The sequence below is a fragment of the Azonexus caeni genome (genome assembly GCF_048146105.1).
In the GTDB taxonomy this organism is placed as follows: Bacteria; Pseudomonadota; Gammaproteobacteria; order Burkholderiales; family Rhodocyclaceae; genus Azonexus; species Azonexus aromaticus_B.
In genome coordinates, this window is sequence record NZ_JBKJAD010000013.1 from 16,207 (window position 1) to 35,387 (window position 19,181).

Below are 19,181 nucleotides of genomic sequence, written 5' to 3' on the forward strand. Positions count from 1 at the left end.
TGCCGCTCTTGCGGTAAAAGAAAGGCCCTGCCCCGGCAGGGCTTTTTCACATCTGGACAACATGAACCGTCGCCTGCTTTCCTGTTGCTTGCTCCTCCTTGCCCTGGGCGCTGTTCCTGCCCAGGCGGCGGAACGGCCGCGGGTCGGGCTGGTGCTCGGCGGCGGCGGGGCGCGCGGCGCCGCCCACCTGGGCATCCTGGAGGCGCTCGAAGAACAGCGCATCGCGGTCGATTGCGTTGCCGGCACCAGCATGGGGGCCCTCTTCGCCGGTGCCTGGGCGGCCGGCGTGACGCCGGCGGCGATGCGCCGCGAACTGGAGCGGGTCGATTGGCGCGACATCTTCATCGACAACCCGGAATACGCCGAGATGAGTTACCGCAACCGGCTGATCGCTCGCACCTACCCGCCGGGCTCAGAGGGCGGCGTCGGCGACAAGGGGGTGCGTTACCAGGGCGGCGTCGTCGCCGGCCAGAAGATCAAGCTCTTCCTCAACCGCCTGGTCGGCACCGTGCGCCAGATTGAAAGCCTGCCGCTGCCGCTGTCGATCGTCGCCACCGACATCGGCAACGGCCAGCGGGTGGTCTTCCGCGACGGCACGCTGAGCACGGCGATGCGCGCCAGCATGTCGGTGCCCGGTCTGCTGGCGCCGGTCGAGACGGGCGGGCGCAAGCTGGTCGATGGCGGCCTGGTCGACAACCTGCCGGTCGCCGAGGTGCGCGAGCGCTGCCGGGCCGACGTCGTGATCGCCGTCGATGTCGGGACGCCCCTGCTGAAAAGCGAGGAGATCGGTTCGCTGCTGACCGTCTCGGCGCAGATGATCGGCATCCTCACCCAGCAGAACGTCGAGCGCTCACTGGCCCTGCTCGGGCCGCGCGACATCCTGATCCGCCCCGACCTCGGCGACATCACGGCGGTCGATTTCCCGCGTCACGAGGAGGCCGCCGAACGCGGACGGCGCGCCGCGCAGGCGCTGGCCGAACGCCTGGCGGGGCTGCGCCTGAGCCCGGCGGACTATGCCGCGTGGCAGCAGGCGATGACGGTCGAGCCGCAGCCGCAACTGCGCGTTGATGCGGTCGAAGTGGCCGGTCTGCACCGGGTCAACCCGCAGGCGGTCGAGCGCCTGCTCGACATCGCGCCGGGCGAGGAAGTCGACGCGCTGCGTATCGACAACAACCTGCTGCGCATCTATGGCGACGGCCACTACGAGAGCGTCGATTACGCGCTGAGCAACGAAGCCGGGCGCAACCTGCTGCGCGTGATGCCGGTCGAGAAGTCCTGGGGGCCGGACTACCTGCGTTTCGGCCTGACGCTGCAGGCGGACGACGGCGACGGCGCCTCCTTCGGCCTGCGCGGCGCCTATCATCAGACCTGGCTCAACGCCTTGGGCGGCGAACTGCTCTATCACGCCGAACTGGGCTCGCGCGACCGCCTCGGCGTCAATTACTACCAGCCGCTCGATCCCGGGCAGCGCGTTTTCTTCGAGGCGCTGGCCGGCGTCGAACAGGAGGACATCAACATTTACCGGGACGATCGGCGCCTCGCCCAGTACCGGGCCAGGCAGGGACTGCTCGGGGTCTGGCTGGGACACAACCTCGGGGTCTATGGCAGCGTCCGTCTCGGCTGGTTGCATCGCGACCGCCGTTACCGCCTGGATACCGGTCAACCGGTGATTCCCAGCGCCAATACCGAATTCGGCGGCTGGCAGGCCGGGATCGATCTCGATCGCTTCGACCGGATGTACTTCCCGACCCGGGGCTGGGCCGCGAAAGTCGACTACTTCAACTCGCCGAAGCTTGACTACGCCCGCCTCGATGTCGATCTGCGGGCGGCGTTCTCGGTTGCCGACAACGTGTTCAATGCCCGTCTCGCCTACACCGGTTCGCCGCGCGGCGAACTGCCCGCGTTCGATGCGGCGCGCCTGGGCGGTTTTCTCAACATGACCGCGTTCAGCCGCGACCAGTTGCAGGGCGACAGCGCGCGCTACGTCGGCTTGCGCACCGAACACATCATCAGTCGCATGCCGCTCGGCCTGCGCGGCGACCTGCGCCTCGGCCTGGCCGTCGAAGCGGCGCGCCTGGGCGGCCAACTGAGCGGGACGCGGCGCCGCGACTGGATCGATTCGACCGCCCTCTACCTGGGCGGCGAGACGCCGCTCGGTCCCGCCTATCTCGGCCTGGGCCGCTCTTCCACCGGCGCGGCGAACCTCTTCCTGTTCATCGGCACGCCATGAGTCAGACGCTTTACCTGTGCGCCACTTCGCGCCTCGCCCAGACGCTGCGCCAGGCGGTGCCGGCGGCGGGCGCCGTGTGGCGGACGCCGCAGGCGCTGACGCTCGGCCAGTGGCTGGCGCAATTGGCCGACGCCGCGCTGCTCGCCGGCGAGGCGGTGCCGATCGCGCTCGACGCCGACGCCGAGCGCCTGCTCTGGGAACAAGTGGTCGCCGAAGCGCTCGCCGGCGGGGTCGCCGGCGCCGCCCTGTTCGATCTCGCCGGCCTCGCCGCCAGCGCCCAGGAAGCGCACGCGCTGTGCCGGGAATGGGAGCTGACGGCGGGCGGCGATGGCGACGAGTCGCGCCTGTTCGCCGACTGGCAGGCGCGTTTCGTGAAGCGCTGCCGCAACGCCGGCTGGATCGACGGTGGCGGCCTGCAGCGCTGGCTGATCGAGCGCCTGAATGAAGGCGCCTGCGCCTTGCCCGAGCGCGTCGTGGTCGCCGGTTTCGACCGGCCGACGCCGCTTGAGCGCCAGTTGTTCGCAGCGCTGGCCGGGCGCGGCGTGGTCGTCGAGATGCAGCCGCTGGCGGCCGTGGCCAGCCAGATCGAGGTACGCAGCGGTGCCGATGCCGCCGCCGAATGCCACGCCGTCGCCGCCTGGGTCGGCGAACGCCTGGCGGCCGATCCGCAGGCCCGCCTCGGCATCGTTGCCCCCGACCTGGCCGGCGTCCGCGATCGCCTCGCCGGCCTGCTCGACGAAGTCCTGCTGCCGGCGGCGCTACGTCCCGACGCCGCCGGCCTGCCACGGCCCTACAACATCTCGCTCGGCCGGCCGCTCGCCGAGCAGCCGCCGGTGCGCAGCGCGCTCGAACTGCTGGCGGTCGCCGGCAGCCGCGGCAGCGTCGAGCAGACCCGGCTGTCGGCGCTGCTCCTCGGCGGCTTCTGGGCCGGTGCCGACAGTGAGGCCGACGCGCGCGCCCGGCTCGACGCCGCGCAGCGCCGCCGCCTCGGCTTCCTGACCACGCCGACGGCCCTGCTGCGCCTCGGCGAACGGCTGGAGCTGCCTTGTCCGGGCACGCTCGCCGCGCTCGCCGAGGGCAGCGGACTGGCCGCGGCGGCGCCGCGCAGCCAGCGCCCGGCGGCCTGGGGCCGGCATTTCCGGCAGATGCTGGCGGCGCTCGGCTGGCCCGGCGAACGCTCGCTGTCCAGCCACGAATTCCAGGCCCGGCGCGCCTTCCTCGAACTGCTCGACGGTTTCGGCCGGCTCGACGGCGTGCTCGGCAGCATCGGTGCGTCTACCGCCCTGGCTCGCCTGCGCGATCTCTGCCGGCACCGCGTGTTCCAGCCGGAAACCCGCGGCCGGCCGGCGGTGCAGGTGCTCGGCGTGCTGGAGAGTGCCGGCCTCGAGTTCGACGCGCTGTGGGTGATGGGGATGAACGACGACCGCTGGCCGCCGCCGCCGCGTCCCAACCCGCTGCTGCCGGCCGCCGCGCAGCGGGCGGCGGGCAGCGCCCACGCCAGCGCCGAGGTCGAACTCGACTTCGCCCGCCGCGTCCAGGCCCGCCTGCTGCGCTCGGCGCCGCAACTGATCTTTTCCTTCGCCCAGGCCGACGGCAACCGCCTGCTGCGGCCGAGCCCGCTGCTCGCCGAACTGCCGCCGGCGCAGCCCTTGACGGCGCGGGTGGCGACGCTGGCCAGCCGGCTGGCGCTGGCCGATCAGCGCGTCGCGCTGGCCGACGCCCTGGCGCCGCCGCTGGCCCCGGGCGAAGCGGTGCCCGGCGGTAGCTGGCTGCTGCGCGCCCAGGCGATCTGCCCGGCCTGGGCCTTCTACCGTTTCCGGCTCGCCGCCCAGGCGCTCGAAGCGCCGGTCGACGGGCTCGATCCGGCCGCCCGTGGCACCCTGGTGCACGCCGCGCTCGAAGCCTTCTGGCGCGCTTGCGGCGGCAGTGCGGCGCTCGCCGCGCAGGACGCCGCTGCCCGGACGGCGGCCATCGCCGCCGCCGTCGCTACGGCGCTGGCGCGCTTCGAACAGACGCTGGGCGGCAGCCTGCCGGCGCGCTTCCGGCAACTCGAAGGCGGCCGCCTGATGCGCCTGCTCGAGCGCTGGCTGGCGCTCGAGGCGAGCCGGCCGCAGCCATTCACGGTCGCCGCCTGCGAGCAGGCGCAGGAAGTCGCGATCGAAGGCATCCGGGTCAAGGTGGTGGCCGACCGCATCGACCGCCTGGAAGATGGCCGCCAACTGATCATCGACTACAAGACCGGTGCCAGCATCGACGTCCGCAACTGGGCGAGCGAGCGCTTGAGCGAGCCGCAACTGCCGATCTACGCGGCGCTGGTGGCGGACGAGGTGGCCGGCGTCGCCTTCGCCAAGGTGCTCGCCGACAAGCCCGCGTTCACCGGCGTCGCCGACGGCGGCGACCTGCTCCCCGGCGTTGCCGGACTGGCCGACGGCCGCCAGAAGCTGTTCGACCCGGCGCGCTTCCCGGACTGGCAGGCGGTGCTCGAACACTGGCGTGGGCGGCTGCAGGCAGTCGCCCGCGAGGTCGGCGCCGGCGTCGCTGGCGTCGTCTTCGCCGACGAGGCGGAACTGCGTTATTGCGAGGTGCTGCCGCTGCTCCGTCTACCCGAGCGGCGACGCCTGCTGGCGGCTGCGCCGCCGGAGGGTGAGTCGGGATAAGATGGAGACTGGCATGCAACGGGGAGAGAGGCGATGACGGTCAAGGGCTGGCGGTTGCTCGGCGCTCTCGTCCTCGCTTTGCTTGCGGCCTGCGGCAAGGAACCAGCGCCGGCTGCGCCGCCGCGCAGCACGGTGACCTTCCTGCATTACTTCACGGATTCCCTGAGTGGCGGCGTCGGCGAGACCGCCCAGGCGTTCAATGCGCAGAACGCCAGCCATGAGCTGAAGGCGGTTTCCCTCGATCACGAGGCCTTCAAGAGCAGCATCCGCGACACCCTGCAGGCGGGCAATCCGCCCGACCTCTATTCCAACTGGGCGGGCGCCCGCACGGCGGCGATCGTCGATCAGTTGCAGCCGATCGACGACGTCTGGGCGAGCGCCGGACTAGATCGCGTCTTCCCGCCGGCGGTGACCCAGGCGGCGAGCGAATACGCCGGCCACAAGTATCTGCTGCCGCTGACCCAGCACTACATCGCCTTCTTCTACAACAAGCGCCTGTTTGCCGAACACGGCCTGCAGCCGCCGGCCACCTGGGAGGAGTTCCTGGTCGTCTGCCAGCGTCTCAAGGCGGCCGGCGTGACGCCGATCGCCCTCGGCGCGCGCGACAAGTGGCCGGCGCAGTTCTGGTTCGATTTCCTGCTCCTGCGCAGCGCCCCTTATGCTTTCCGCCAGCGCCTGCTGAACGGCGAGGAGCGCTTCGACGATCCGCGCGTGCTGGCCGTCTTCGCCCGCTGGAAGCGCCTGCTCGACGCCGGCTACTTCAATCGGAGCCCGCACCCGAACAGCCTGGCCTGGGACAGCGGTGCCAACGAGATGGTCTACCGCGGCGAGGCGGCGATGACCCTGATGGGGACCTGGAACATCGGCTATTTCACCAATGCCGCGCACGGCTGGGTGGCCGGCCGCGATTTCGACTTCTTCCCCTTCCCGGTGATCGATCCGCAACTGCCGCGCGTGGCGATGGGACCGATCGACGGCCTGGTGCTGCCGCGGCAGGCGGCCAATCCGGCCGGCGCTCGCGCCGTCCTCGCCTATTTCGCCGGTGCCGCCGCGCAGCAGGCCTTCAGTCGCGGCTCCGGGGCGCTGGCCCCGAACCGCCAGGTGCCGGCCAGCGCCTACAGCGAACTGCAGCAGCGGGTAGGCGATGAAATCAATCGCAGCCCGATCTTCACTTTCGCCTTCGATCTGGCGGCGCCGCCGGCGGTCGCCAGCCTCGGCCTCGATGCCTTCGCCGATTTTCTCGCCTTCCCGCAGAGCTATCCGGAAATCGTCCGCCAACTGGCGGCCCGCGCCGCGGTTCCAGGGAAGACGCGGCAGTGAAATGGCTTGAGCGCCTCGCTTTCCGCCAGAAGATCCAGCTCAGTTTTGCCGCGCTGGTGCTTCTGGTCGCCGCCAACGCTTTGGTCGGCATCTACGCCGCTGTCTCGATCAGCCGCCAGGTCGGCGAGCAGGAAGTGCTGGCCGGGATCATCGGCGACATCATGCAGTTGCGCGACGCCACCGAGCGCTTTTCCCGGCAGCGCGCGCGTCAGGCCGAAGCGCAGGCGCTCGCCACACTGGCTGGACTGGAGCGGCGGATCGCCGCGGCGCCGGCGCAGGACGCCGCCTACGCGGCGCTGCGCCCGCTGCTCGACGATTACCGCCGGCAATTCCAGAAATACACGGTCGAGGTCGATCAGCGGGCGGCGCTGGAAAGCCGCGCCCAGCAACTCGGGCAGCGGCTGCCGGCGGCATTGGCCGACACCCGCCTGCGCTTCGCGTCGCTCGGCGACCGTGAAAGCTTCGACAAGCTGATGCTGCGCCTGCTCAGCCTGCAATGGCAGGAGCGGGAGTTGCAGGAAGGTCCGGGGGGCAGCGAGCCGCATCTGCTCGCCGACCTGCGCGCCAGCCTCGATCAGTTGCGGACGAGCACGCCGGGCCCGGACTCCGAGGCGCAGCGCCACGTCTATCGCATCCTCCAGGACGCTGGCGACTACGTCAGCAGTTTCAGCGCCTACCTGCGCATCCGCGCCCGCAGCGAACACAGTGAGCAGCGGCTGGCCGGGATCATCGGCGAATTGAACACGGCGGCGCTCGCCCTCAACGAACGGGCGCGGCAGTCGATCGAAGCGCAGTTGCCGACCTCGATCGGCCTGGCGGGGCTGGTCTTCCTCTGCATCCTGCTGCTCGCCGCGTCGTTCTCCGCCCGCCTCAGTCGCAGCATCCTGCAGCCGGTCAACCGCTTGATCGGCACCACCCGGCAAATCGCCGCCGGCCAGCTCGACGCCCGGGCGGCGGCCGATGTCGACGACGAGATCGGCGAACTTGCCCGTTCCTTCAACCACATGACCGACAGCCTGCGCACCCTGCAGCTCGGGTTGGAGCAGCGGGTCGCCGAACGCACCGCCCAACTGGCCGAAGCCAACGCTGCGCTGCGCGACTACCAGGGACATCTCGAAGCCATGGTCGAGGCGCGGACCAGCGAACTGCTCACCGCCAAGGAAGCGGCGGAGGCCGCCAACCGGGCGAAGACCAGCTTCCTCGCCAACATGAGCCACGAACTGCGGACGCCGATGAATGGCATCCTCGGGATGATCGCACTCGCCCAGAAACAGGTCGGCGACCCGCGACCGCACGAGCAACTGGACAAGGCGCGGCGCTCCGCCGAACGCCTGCTCGCCATCCTCAACGACATCCTCGACCTGTCGCGCATCGAGGCCGACCGCCTGCACCTCGAACAGGCGCCCTTCCGCCTGGCCAGCGTGTTCGACAACATCGACATCCTGTTCGCCCAGCGCGCCGCCGAAAAAGGCCTGCGCCTGCGTTGCGAGATGCCGCCGGCGCTGGCCAAGGTGAGCTTGCTCGGTGACGCGCTGCGCCTCGGGCAGATCCTGATCAACCTGGTCGGCAACGCGATCAAGTTCAGCGCGCAAGGCGACGTCGTGCTACGCGTCAGCCGCCGCGATGCCGGCGACGGCCCGGCCGAACTGCGTTTCGAGGTCGAAGACAGCGGCATCGGCATCAGCGACGCCGATCAGCAACGCATCTTCGCCGCCTTCGAACAGGCCGACGGTTCGATGACCCGCAAGTACGGCGGCAGCGGCCTCGGCCTCGCCATCTGCCGGCAACTGGCGCAATTGATGGGCGGCGACATCGGCGTTGTCAGCACGCCCGGCCAGGGCAGCGTCTTCTGGTTCGTCGTCCGCCTGTCCGAAGTGGCGGCTGGCGAGCCTGTCCCGTCAGCCGCGTCGAACGCCCTGGAAAACGAGGCCGCGCTGCGCGCCGGATTCGAGGGGCGCCGCATCCTGCTCGCCGACGACGAACCGATCAGCCGCGAAGTCGGCGAAATCCTCCTCGCCGGCGCCGGCCTCCAGGTCGACACCGCCGAAGACGGCGAACAGGCGCTGGCGCTCGCCCGCCAGCAAACCTACGACCTGATCCTGATGGACATGCAGATGCCCAGGTGCAACGGCATCGACGCTACCCGCGCCATCCGCGCCGACTCTCTGAACCAGCGCACGCCGATCCTGGCGATGACCGCCAACGTCTTCAACAGCGACCGCGACGCCTGCCTCGCCGCCGGCATGAACGATCACCTGGCCAAGCCGCTGACCCCGGAGGCGCTGTTCGCGGCGGTGCATCGCTGGTTGCGCGCGGGCTAAGGCGCTGTGGCGGGCGCGTCGTCCGTCGCCCAAGCGGCAGCTTTCGTTTTCTTCGCTCAGGCCGGATTGCTCTGGGGGAATGGTGGAGGAAGGAGAGATGCTTCTGGCGAGGGGATTTGCTCCCATGTGATGACTCGGCCATTCGCAAGGCGCGCGTTTTCTCCCGTGCGTATGCTCTGGACAAAGGCCGTGACGACTTCGGCGTTCAGGTTTCGACAGAGTATTTCTTGTTCGTTGTACGCGCGATACCAAATGCCGCCCAAGTGCTCCCATTTGTCTTTTTTTACGTGCTGCGGATAGAAGGCACCTATGGGACGGGCTTGGTCTTGAGCGCGACTTCCATATACACGATGAATGGCAGCGGTCAGGTGAACAATGACGCTCGGAATCTTGCGGTGTTCGGAGCTTGGTCGGTAAGGCATGTCGATATGGCGAATGAAAGGGCGGAAATAGCTTTGCTTCGCCACGGTAGCATATGCAAGATCAGAAGGCTCCATTCAGCTCGTTCCCAGCCCCTCGCTCAACATGGCCAGTGTCACCGGTTTGGCCAGTTCGTCGAGGAACCAGCGCAGCGCCTTGCCGATCTGCCGGTTGCGCCAGGCGATTTGCGATTGCAGCGGCGGTCGCGGGTCGGCGAGCTGCAGTTCGACGAGGCGGCCGGCGGCGATTTCCGGGTCGGCCAGCCAGGCCGGCAGGTGGCCGACGCCGAGGCCAGCCAGTTGGGCCTGGGCCTTGGCGCGCATGTCGGGGACGCGCAGCGCGTCCTGGCCTTCGATCAGGCCGATGCTGCGGGCGGTCAGCTCGCGCGAGGTGTCGGCGATGACGATGGCGCGGTGGCGCATCAGTTCGGCGCTGGGCAGCGCTCCCTGCCAACTGGCCAGCGGGTGGCCGGCGGCGACCACCAGGCGCATCACCGTCCGGCACAGCAGGCGGCTGCTGATGCCGCCGCGCGCCGGCGGGTCGCCGGGGGCGCCGAGCACGAGGTCGGCGCGGTCGGCAGCGAGGGCGTCCCAGGTGCCGCCGAGGACTTCGTTGCTCAGGCTGATCCGGGTCTGGTGACCGGCATCGTAGAACTGGCGGATCAACGGGAAGATGCGTTCGCTCGGGATGATGGCGTCGATGGCGATGCGCAGCTCGGCTTCCCAGCCGGTGGCGATGCGCTGTACCCGGCGTTCCAGTTCGTGGGCGGCGCGCAGCAGGTGGCGGCCGTCGGCGAGCAGGGTGCGGCCGGCGTCGTTGAGGATGGCGCGGCGGCCTTCGCGGATGAAGAGCGGCGTGCCGAGGTCGCTTTCCAGTTTGGCGACGGCGTGCGACAGCGCCGACGGTACCCGGTGCAGCACGGCGGCGGCGGCGGTGAAGCTGCCGTGGTGGTCGATGGCGTCGAGAACCTGAAGCTGGTCGAGGGTGATCTTCATGTGAAAAATAATGAATGGATTGACCGAAATTGTTCGCTGTTTTCCGTTGAACTCTAGGCTTACCATGGCGCCAAAGCAATATATTCATTCAACACGATTCATCATGAATTCATCCCCGAAAGGAAACACCATGAGCCAAGTTGTCGTCGTCTATCACTCCGGTTATGGCCACACCCAGCGCGTTGCCGAAACCGTCGCCGCCGCTGCCGGCGCCGAACTGCTCGCCATCGACGCCGAAGGCAACCTGCCCGAAGGCGCCTGGGACAAGCTCGCCGCGGCCAGCGCCATCGTCTTCGGCACGCCGACCTACATGGGCGGCCCGAGCTGGCAATTCAAGAAGTTTGCCGATGCCTCGTCCAAGGCCTGGTTCACCCGCGCCTGGCAGGACAAGCTGTTCGCCGGCTTCAGTTGCAGCGCCAGCCCGATCGGCGACAAGGGCTCGACGCTGGCCTACCTGCAGACGCTGGCCTCGCAACACGGCGGCCTGTGGGTGTCGCTCGGCATGTTGCCGAGCAACAGCAAGGCGGCGACGCGCAACGACGTCAATAGCCTGGGCGGTTCGGTCGGCCTGATGGTGCAATGCCCGTCCGATGCCCCGGCCGCCGAAATCCCCGCCGGCGACATCGAGACCGCCCGCCGCTTCGGCGAGCGCGTTGCCGCCGTCGCCAGCCGCTTCAAGTAAGCGCCGCGCTGCTATAGTGAGGGCCATCGTCGTTTCCGGAGAGCACCGCATGGCCCTGACTTCCTCGCTGGCCGAACTCGTCGTCCTGCTGGTCGAGCCGTCGCAGATGCAGGCCAACCTCGTCACGCGCATGCTCGAACACCAGGGCATCCGGCGGGTGACCGCAGTGACCTCGGCGCGCGCGGCGCTTGCCGCGCTGAACGACCCCGATTCCGGGCAGGTGGTGATCAGCAGCCTCTACCTGCCGGACATGCCGGGCACCGAACTGGTGATGGCGATGCGTGCCGAGCCGATGCTGGAAACCATTCCCTTCATCCTGGTCTCCAGCGAAACCCGGCCGCAACTGCTCGAACCGATCCGCCAGTCCGGCGCCTGCGCCATCGTCGCCAAGCCCTTCACCGAGCAGCAACTGGCGCGTGCCCTGTATGCCGCCGTGGACAACCTCAACCCGCCGGAAGAACTCGACGTCGCCGACATCGAGGCCCTGCGCGTGCTGGTCGTTGATGACAGTCTGGCTTCCCGCCATTACCTGCGGCGCTTGCTAGAAGAACTGGGGATCTCGCGCATCAGCGAATGCGTTAACGGCCGCGAGGCGGTCGAGGTATTGCAGGAGAACATGTTCGACCTCGTCATCACCGACTACAACATGCCGGAAATGGACGGCCGCGAACTCACCGAATACATCCGCACCCAAAGCTGGCAGGCCGACGTGCCGGTGCTGATGGTGACCAGCGAGCAGAACATGGGGCGCCTAGCCGCGGTCGAGCGGGCCGGCGTTTCCGCCATCTGCGACAAGCCGTTCGAGGCGTCCAGCGTGCGCACCCTGATCAACGACGCGCTGCGCTCCTGAAACGGCCGGGGCGGCGCGCTACTGCGTCGGGAAGCCCCGACGGATCTCGGCGAACAGCGCCGCGTTGGCCTCTCCCCCGGCGGCGGAAGAAATCATGATGATCAGGCTGTCGTCGACCAGGAAATACGCGTAGACCGTGTTGGCTTCGCTGCGCAGTTTTCGTCCGCGCACGCCATCCAGCGCGCTGGCAAGCTTTTGCAGCTCGTCTGGCGACGAGGTCCGGAAACGCTCCACCGTGAAATAGCTTTCGCCGTTGATCAGCTTGACCAGCTCGTAGCCGGTCAGACGCCTGAGGTGGTCGCGGCCCACCGTCCGCGAGATTGCCCGGGCGGTTTCCCTGGCGTGCCGGCAGGGCGCGTCGTCCGCCTGTGCCACGAGCGCGGGATGCTGGCGCAGCAGCGTAGCAACGGCCTGGCCGAGACGCTCGTCGGCGATCGGCGCCAATTTCTGCGTACATGTTTGAATCTGGGCCCAGGCGTCACCGGGGATCGCTGAAATCGCCAGTAGACAGGCGGTGATCGCGGCAGCGAAGGTTTTCATGCTGGCCTTTCAGTCGTGAACCAGGCGGGTCTGGTTGTTCCGGATGTCCGGCACCTTGGCGCCCTGAATGACGACGCTCAGCTTGCCGGCGGCAACCAGCGCCTGGATGGCGCTGTCGGAGGAGGCGGTCGGCAGGCCGGACAATTCGGCGATGGCATTCTTGAAATCGTCGTAGTTCCCGATGATCTCGATGCAGCCGGCGGAACCGAAGCCCCAGTCGCTCAGCGTGGCTGGCCCGGCGTGGATGTAGAAGGTGCTGCGCAGGACAATGGCGCCTCGGCCGGGCGAATATCGGTTGTGAACCGCGTAATCCTGCTTGTAGCGGGAAACCTTGATCTTGTTGGCCGACGACAGTCCGGCGTTGGCCCATCCCTTGACCCCGTAATGCGGGTCGGGATGCTCTGGGTCGTTGAAGTAGGGCATGAAGCGGGGAGCCATGAACTCGAAGCTACTTGCAGCGTCGGCCGCGTTCTTGCCGCGGACCAGGATGCGATGCACGGGTACCTTGTAGAGCGGGTAATAGCCAGCCTCGTCGGTCTGCTGGTCGGGGTAGGAGCGCGCTTCGTAATGGGCTACGACGGTGTTCGTTACGACGATTTCCACGTTTTTCGATGCCATCGATTTTCCTCGCAAATGGATGCTGTCGACCAGATTGGTGAATAATGCAGCGGCATAATTATATGGAATATTCGTGGCGATGGCAGCGGCTTTCCTGGAGGGGCGGATGTTCCGCCTGTCGTTCAGCGTCGCCGGGCGACGATCAGGCGGATCGCCAGTCCGCGCAGGACGACACCGAGCGCGAGCAGGACCAGCAGCGGGTCGAGCAGGGCATCCCAGAGGTTGGCGAAGAGACCGCCGGCGTAGGCGGCGAGGCCGGCGGCGAGGATCAGCAGCCAGGCGTTGTTGCCGCGCCAGCAGAGGACAAGACCGAGCGGCGCCAGCGCTGCCAGCAAGGGCAAGGGCTGGTAGCCGAGGGCGTAGGGATCGAAGCTGCCCCAGCCGAGCGCGGCCGGGTAGAAGAGGGCGGCGATACCGACGACGACCAGCGCCGCCGGATAGGTCAGCGGTACCAGCGGCCGCTGCTGCAGGTGGAGCAGCGCCAGGAGCAGCAGGGTCAGCGAGGGCGGTCCGAACAGCGCGTGCAGTGCCGGCGCGATGCCGGCCAGCAGGGCGACCGTGGTTCCCGCCAGCGCCGCGTGCGGACGCAGCACGCCGAGCGGCAGCAGGCTGACCAGGCCGCCGAAGATCAGGCCGTGGGCGAGCAGGCCATAGGCGGCAAGCAGGTTCATGGCTGGTCTCCGGCGAGCCAGGCCTCGTTGAAGGCGAGGTGGCGGATGCCCTGGCGGCGCCAGGCATAAACGAGGTGGATGCGGCCGTCGGCGGCCTGCAGTAGCGCTGGCTCGGAGAAGTCGGCGGTGGCGTCGGCGGCGTCCTCGACGCGGCGCGCCAGGTGCCATTCCCTGCCTTGCGGGTCGCTCAGCCAGAGCGCCAGGCGGCCGCGACCAGTGCCCTCGTTGCCGGCCAGCAGCAGGCGACCGCTGGTCAGGCGCAGCAGCGCCAGCGGCGTGCCGGGGTTGGCGACGGTCGGCGCGGGCGCCGCTTGCCAGCTCTCGCCGCCGTCGATGCTGCGCGCGGCGGCCAGATCGGGCTCCGTGGAAGTCGTCAGTAAGGCCATGGCGCGGGCGTCGTCGCTGGCGGCGATTGCCGGGTTGGCGTTGCCGACCGGCAAACGGCGCTGGTCGACGATGCGTCCGGCCTGGTCGACGCGTAGCCAAGCACCGTGCGGGCGCAGGCCGGACTGGCTGAGCGGCAGGCCGAAGCCGCCGTCGGCCAGCGGCAGCGGCGCTTGCGCCAGCGGGGCGCGGGTGGCGAGCGGTGTGGTGCGGCGCAGGGCGGGTCGCTGCCAGTAGTGGCCGCCGTCGTCCGACGCGCTGTACAGCAGGAAGCCGCCGAGACCGCCGGTGCCGCTGGCGCTGTACCAGAGTTGCAGGCGCTCGCCGGCGGCGGCGAGCACCGGCTGGGCGAGGCGGTCGATATGGGCGAAGACGGCGCCCGCCGTGTCCTCCCGCGTGGTCAGCGGCAGCGGCTCCTGCCATTGGCCGTCGACCAGGCGGCTGAACCAGATCGCGTCCTGCGCGTACTTGCCGCCGGCACTGCCGACCCAGGCGGTGACCAGCGTGCCGTCGGCAAGCCGGGCCAGGCTCGGGCTGGCGGCGGCGGAACCGGTGCCAGGCAGCATCCGCGCCTGGTAGAGCGGTGGCGCAGGCGGGGCGGGGCGGGCGGCCGGCACGACGAAACCGGTCGCCGCGGCGCGCGGTGCCTGGACGGCGGCAGCGGCGAGGGCGGCGAGGAAAAGGCCGGGCGCCAGCCAGCGCAGATGGCGTAGCAGTAGCGGGGAGAGGGCCGGGAGGGGCAACATGGGCCGGATTGTAACCCTGGCGGTCGGTCGGACGGCCGGCGTGACATACTTGCGGCATTCGCCTCTGGCGATGGATCGGGCGGATTTGGTGATACTCTCTGCGCGGGGAGAACGCTATGCGCATCAACAGTTTCATACTGGCGACCTCGGCCGTGGTCGCCGCCTTGTTTTTCGGGGGCGCCTACTGGTCGCTCGACCGGGTATTCGACAACATCGTGCGGACCAACGCCGCGCGCGCGTCCGACGCCGCCACCCGGATCACCTTCGCTTCGATGTACCAGTTGATGAGCCAGGGCTGGAGCCGCAAGCAGGCTGACGATTTCCTGCGCGAAATGGCTGGTTCCGGGGCAGGCAGCAGCATGCAGGTGCAGATTTACCGCGGTCAGCCGGTGGTCGACCTGTACGGCGAGATCGCCCAGCCGCCGATCGACGCGCCGCTCGCCGAAGCCCTGCGCAGCGGCCGCGCGGCCCGGATCGACAGCAAGGAAGAAGCGCGTCATATCTATCCGCTGCTCGCCGACGAGCGCTGCCTGAAATGCCATACCAACGTCCAGCCCGGCGTCGCCCTGGGGGCGATCGAAGTCCGCCAGGAGTACGCCGGTCTGCTCGCCGATGCCCGCCATGAACTGTTATTGGCTTTTGCCCTGCTGGTGCCGCTGGCGGCGGTCCTCGCCGGCGCTGCCGTGTGGTGGGTCGGGCGGCGCATCGAGGGGGCGGTCGAAAGCCTGCAGCAGGAGTTCGACCAGGTCGGCGCGGTGGGCGATCTGAAGGCGCTGGCGGTGACCGAGCGCGATTTCGTCTTCGTCGAACTCAACCGGATCGACCAGGCCTTGCGCGCCCTGCTCGACAAGGTGCGCGGCATTGCCGTGGACAAGGACATCCTCAGTTTCGAAATCGGCCTGCTCGAGAAATTCGTCATCACCGCCGATGTCGTCCGCGACTGGCGCGAATACGTCAGCCGGCTGCTGATCGACATCAACACCATCCTGCCGGCGCACACGCTGTTCTCGATCTTCAAGATCGACGACGAGATGTTCGACCTCGAAGTTTTCTGGTACGGCCCGGTGTCCTCCGACACCAAACGGCGGATGGAGCACTACATCCACGAAGAACTGATGCGCACGGCGACCTTCTCGGACTGCGGCAGCTTCGCGGTGCATCACCATGTCGCCAACAGCGACGGGCCGGTGGTCGAGCTGAGCGATGCCGAAGTGTCCTTGCGCGCCAAGTCCTTCTTCGTCGACAAGCCGAAGATCGGCGGCATCGTCGGCATCGGCGTCCATGCCGGGGTGCTCGACGACGAGACGCGCTACCTGGTGGTCGAGAGCGTGCTGTCGACGCTGCTCAACGTCGTCGGCTCGGTCAAGGCGATCTACAAGTACACGCGCGACCTGGAGTATTACGCAACGCGCGACCCGCTGACCGACCTCTTCAACCAGCGCGTCTTCTGGGAACTCTCGTCCTACGAGATCGGCCGCGCCCAGCGCAACGGCTACAGCTTCGGCCTGCTGCTGATCGACCTCGACAACTTCAAGCTGGTCAACGACAACCACGGCCATACCGTCGGCGACACCTACCTGCAGCGCTTCGCGCGCCAGGTCCAGGGGGCGCTGCGCGACGGCGACATCCTGGTCCGCTACGGCGGCGACGAGTTCGTCGCCGTGCTGCCGGAAGCGACGCAGGAGTCGGTGGTCGTGGTGGCGCAGCGGGTGCGCAGCGCCGTCGAGCAGCTCGAGGTGATCACGCCGGAAGGCGTGCGCCTGCGCGGCACGGCGTCGATCGGCATGGCGGTCTATCCGGATCACGCGGACAGCACCAAGGACCTGCTGATGTTCGCCGACAACATGATGTACCGGGCCAAGGCGGCGGGTAAGGACCAGGTGGCGATCCCGACCCCGGACGACGTCGTCGAAATTTTCCGCGACATTTCGCAGAAGAGCCTGATGGTCGTCGAGGCGATCGAGAACCAGCGCATCGTTCCCTACTTCCAGCCCATCCTCGACGTGGCGACGCGCCAGGTCGTCGCCTACGAGGTGCTGTCGCGCATCGATCTGCAGGGCGAGATGATCCGCGCCGACGAGTTCGTCGAGATCGCCGAGAAGATCGGTGTCATCCATCGTCTCGACATGCTGGTGCTGGAGCGGGCGTTGCACTCGCTGACGCAGCAGGGGCACGACGGCGAAATCTTCGTCAACCTGTCGCCGCGCGCCCTGGTGTTCAGCGAGTTCGCCCGCGACCTGCGCCGCATCATCGCCGCCAGCGGCGTCGAGCCGGATCGCATCGTGTTCGAGATCACCGAGCGCGACACGGTGAAGAACCTGGCCCTGCTCGAACGTTTCCTGATCGACCTCAAGGCCGACGGCTTCAAGCTGGCGATCGACGATTTCGGTTCCGGTTTCTCGTCCTTCCACTACCTGCGGCGCTTCCCGATCGACTACCTGAAGATCGAGGGCGACTTCATTGCCAACATGCTGGTCAACAACAAGGACCGCACCTTCGTCACCAGCATCCGTTCGCTGGCGCGGGAAATGGGCATTGCGGTGGTTGCCGAGTACGTCGAGTCGCCGGATGTGCTGCGCGAACTCGAACGCATGGAAATCCACCGCGCCCAGGGCTACTACATCGGCCGCCCGGCCCCGGTCATCCTGCCCCGGGACTGGCTGCCGCCGGCCTGATCAGCAGCCCTTGTAGGCGGGCTTGCGTTTCTGCATGAAAGCGTCGATGCCTTCGCCGGCATCCTCGCTCATCATGTTGCAGGCCATCACCTCGCCAGCGTAGTCGTAGGCGTCGGCGAGGCCCATTTCCAGCTGCTTGTAGAACATCCCCTTGCCCATGCGCACGGCGACGGCGCTCTTGGCGAGGATGGAGCCGGCCAGGCGTTCGACTTCGGCATCCAGCGCATCGGCCGGGACGACGCGGTTGACCAGGCCCTTGGCGCGGGCTTCCATGGCGTCGATGAAGTCGCCGGTGAGCAGCATTTCCAGCGCCGCCTTGCGCCCCAGGTTGCGCGCCAGGCCGACTGCCGGCGTCGAGCAGAAGAGGCCGACGTTGATGCCGGAGACGGCGAACTTGGCCACGTCGGCGGCCACCGCCAGGTCGCACATCGACACCAGCTGGCAGCCGGCGGCGGTGGCGATGCCGTGCACGCGGGCGATCACCGGCTGCGGCAGGCGGGTGATGGTGAGCATCAGTTCGCCGCACTGACGGAACAGCGCCTGCATGAATTCCTTGCTGTGGTTGGCGCGCATTTCCTTGAGATCGTGGCCGGCGCAGAAGGCCTTGCCGGCCCCGGCGATGACGACGACGCGGACTGTCTCGTCGGCGGCGATGGCGTCGAGTTCGCTCTGCAGCGCCGTCAGCATCTCACGCGACAGCGAGTTGAACTGGCCGGGCCGGTTCAGGGTCAGCGTGGTCAGGCCGTCGCCACGGTCGTCGCGCAACAGGCAGGATTCTTCATTCATGCGGGTCTCCTCTATCGGTTTTGTTGGTGAGTTGCGACTGTAACCGAGAAGCCGGGCGGGCTCCAGCCGTCGGCCGCCTGCTATGATGCCGGGCTGTTTTTCCGGATGTTGCCGCCATGCGCCGCCTGTTTTCCGTCTCCCACCTGACCGCCGGGTTCATCGCCGTCCTCGTCGGCTACACCAGTTCGGCAGCGATCGTCTTCCAGGCGGCGAGCGCTGCCGGGGCTGGGGCAGAAATGATCGGCTCGTGGTTGTGGGCGCTCGGCATCGGCATGTTTGCCACCTCGGTCGGCTTGTCGCTGTGGTTCAAGGCGCCGGTGCTGACCGCCTGGTCGACGCCGGGGGCGGCGCTGCTCGCCGTTGGTCTCACCGGCGTGCCGATGAGCGAGGCGATCGGCGCCTTCCTGTTTGCTTCGGCGCTGATCGTCGTCTGCGGCGTCTTCGGGCTGTTCGAGGCGATCATGCGCCACGTTCCGAAATCGCTGGCGGCGGCGCTGCTGGCCGGCGTCCTGGTGCGTTTCGGGATGGCGCTGTTCACCTCGCTGGGTAGCGAGTTGCTGCTGGTCGGGGCGATGTTCGCCGTCTATTTCGCCGGCCGCCGCTGGCTGCCGCGCTACGCGGTGCCGCTCGCCTTCCTCGTCGGCCTGCTGCTCGCCGCGGCCGGCGGCATGATCCACGGCGAGGCGGTGAGCCTGACGCTGGCGCTGCCGGTGTGGACGACGCCGACGTTTTCGCTGACCACGCTGATCGGTGTCGGCCTGCCGCTGTTCATCGTCACCATGGCCAGCCAGAACGTTCCCGGCCTGGCGGTGTTGCGCGCCAACGGCTATCCGACGCCGGCCTCGCCGCTGATCACCTGGACCGGCGTCACTGGCCTGCTGCTGGCGCCCTTCGGCGGCTTCGCCTTCAACCTGGCGGCGATCACCGCCGCCATCTGCATGAGCCCGGCGGCCGATCCCGATCCGGCGCAGCGCTACCGGGCGTCGGTCTGGGCCGGCGTCTTCTACCTGTTCACCGGCCTCTTCGGCGCCACCGTCGCCGCGCTGTTCGGCGCGCTGCCGGCGGCGCTGATCGCGGCGATTGCCGGGCTGGCACTGCTCGGCACGATCGGCAACAGCCTCGGCGCGGCGCTCGCCGACGAGCGCGAGCGGGAAGCGGCGCTGGTCACCTTCCTGGCCACCGCCTCGGGGATGTCGCTGTTCGGCATCGGCAGCGCCTTCTGGGGATTGTTGCTGGGACTCCTGGTTCTCAAACTGGTGCCGCCGCGATGAGGTCGGGCGAGGTAA

Annotated in this window: 15 protein-coding genes; 8 read left to right on the forward strand and 7 right to left on the reverse strand. The window is 68.6% G+C overall.

Translation table 11 applies throughout. The features are described from left to right. Positions 1 to 61 precede the first annotated feature (61 nt). From ACLIIZ_RS12940 to ACLIIZ_RS12955, 4 genes are read left to right on the forward strand one after another with little or no spacing between them, the layout of a single operon-like run. Positions 62 to 2,230: a patatin-like phospholipase family protein gene (locus tag ACLIIZ_RS12940; protein ID WP_416692711.1), complete on the forward strand. Its 2,169-nt coding sequence runs from the start codon at positions 62 to 64 to the stop codon at positions 2,228 to 2,230. Beyond that, positions 2,227 to 4,887, forward strand: a complete 2,661-nt coding sequence (locus tag ACLIIZ_RS12945) for a PD-(D/E)XK nuclease family protein (RefSeq protein WP_416692713.1) — start codon at positions 2,227 to 2,229, stop codon at positions 4,885 to 4,887. The genes ACLIIZ_RS12940 and ACLIIZ_RS12945 overlap by 4 nt, the downstream gene beginning before the upstream one ends. A gap of 33 nt (positions 4,888 to 4,920) precedes the next feature. After that, a complete protein-coding gene (locus ACLIIZ_RS12950; protein ID WP_416692714.1) occupies positions 4,921 to 6,207 on the forward strand; it encodes an ABC transporter substrate-binding protein in 1,287 nt (428 codons plus the stop codon). Beyond that, the gene (locus ACLIIZ_RS12955) at positions 6,204 to 8,528 is read left to right on the forward strand and encodes an ATP-binding protein (RefSeq protein WP_416692716.1); all 2,325 of its coding nucleotides are present in this window, start codon (positions 6,204 to 6,206) and stop codon (positions 8,526 to 8,528) included. The genes ACLIIZ_RS12950 and ACLIIZ_RS12955 overlap by 4 nt, the downstream gene beginning before the upstream one ends. Before the next feature lie 56 nt (positions 8,529 to 8,584). On the opposite strand, the gene ACLIIZ_RS12960 is transcribed toward ACLIIZ_RS12955, so the two are convergent. Beyond that, complete coding sequence (locus tag ACLIIZ_RS12960; protein ID WP_416692717.1) at positions 8,585 to 9,025, reverse strand: hypothetical protein; 441 nt, start codon at positions 9,023 to 9,025, stop codon at positions 8,585 to 8,587. Continuing rightward, positions 9,026 to 9,943, reverse strand: a complete 918-nt coding sequence (locus ACLIIZ_RS12965) for a LysR family transcriptional regulator (RefSeq protein WP_416692719.1) — start codon at positions 9,941 to 9,943, stop codon at positions 9,026 to 9,028. Between the two features lie 130 nt (positions 9,944 to 10,073). Here ACLIIZ_RS12965 and ACLIIZ_RS12970 point away from each other — a divergent pair, with 130 nt between their 5' ends. Both ACLIIZ_RS12970 and ACLIIZ_RS12975 read left to right on the forward strand, forming a co-directional pair. After that, positions 10,074 to 10,625, forward strand: a complete 552-nt coding sequence (locus ACLIIZ_RS12970; protein ID WP_416692721.1) for a flavodoxin family protein — start codon at positions 10,074 to 10,076, stop codon at positions 10,623 to 10,625. Positions 10,626 to 10,674: 49 nt separating this feature from the next. Then, positions 10,675 to 11,475 carry a response regulator gene (locus ACLIIZ_RS12975; protein ID WP_416692723.1) on the forward strand — a complete coding sequence of 267 codons (801 nt, stop codon included), beginning with the start codon at positions 10,675 to 10,677 and terminating at the stop codon, positions 11,473 to 11,475. Between the two features lie 18 nt (positions 11,476 to 11,493). Here the strand turns inward: ACLIIZ_RS12975 and ACLIIZ_RS12980 are convergent, their stop codons facing one another. The 4 genes from ACLIIZ_RS12980 to ACLIIZ_RS12995 form a co-directional block, all read right to left on the reverse strand. Continuing rightward, positions 11,494 to 12,015 carry a hypothetical protein gene (locus ACLIIZ_RS12980; RefSeq protein WP_416692725.1) on the reverse strand — a complete coding sequence of 174 codons (522 nt, stop codon included), beginning with the start codon at positions 12,013 to 12,015 and terminating at the stop codon, positions 11,494 to 11,496. Between the two features lie 9 nt (positions 12,016 to 12,024). Beyond that, positions 12,025 to 12,633 (reverse strand): hypothetical protein, encoded by a 609-nt coding sequence (locus ACLIIZ_RS12985; protein ID WP_416692727.1) that lies wholly within the window; start codon positions 12,631 to 12,633, stop codon positions 12,025 to 12,027. A gap of 122 nt (positions 12,634 to 12,755) precedes the next feature. Then, the gene (locus tag ACLIIZ_RS12990; RefSeq protein ID WP_416692729.1) at positions 12,756 to 13,304 is read right to left on the reverse strand and encodes a hypothetical protein; all 549 of its coding nucleotides are present in this window, start codon (positions 13,302 to 13,304) and stop codon (positions 12,756 to 12,758) included. After that, a complete protein-coding gene (locus ACLIIZ_RS12995; RefSeq protein WP_416692731.1) occupies positions 13,301 to 14,434 on the reverse strand; it encodes an exo-alpha-sialidase in 1,134 nt (377 codons plus the stop codon). The genes ACLIIZ_RS12990 and ACLIIZ_RS12995 overlap by 4 nt, the downstream gene beginning before the upstream one ends. 116 nt (positions 14,435 to 14,550) lie before the next feature. On the opposite strand from ACLIIZ_RS12995, the gene ACLIIZ_RS13000 reads away from it, so the two are divergent. Further along, complete coding sequence (locus ACLIIZ_RS13000) at positions 14,551 to 17,109, forward strand: putative bifunctional diguanylate cyclase/phosphodiesterase (protein WP_416692733.1); 2,559 nt, start codon at positions 14,551 to 14,553, stop codon at positions 17,107 to 17,109. On the opposite strand, the gene ACLIIZ_RS13005 is transcribed toward ACLIIZ_RS13000, so the two are convergent. Then, complete coding sequence (locus tag ACLIIZ_RS13005) at positions 17,110 to 17,895, reverse strand: enoyl-CoA hydratase (RefSeq protein WP_416692736.1); 786 nt, start codon at positions 17,893 to 17,895, stop codon at positions 17,110 to 17,112. A 116-nt stretch (positions 17,896 to 18,011) separates the two neighbouring features. Between ACLIIZ_RS13005 and ACLIIZ_RS13010 the strand changes: the two genes are divergently transcribed. Then, positions 18,012 to 19,166, forward strand: coding sequence for a benzoate/H(+) symporter BenE family transporter (locus tag ACLIIZ_RS13010; protein ID WP_416692737.1), 1,155 nt, complete (start codon positions 18,012 to 18,014; stop codon positions 19,164 to 19,166). The last annotated feature ends 15 nt before the right edge of the window (positions 19,167 to 19,181 follow it).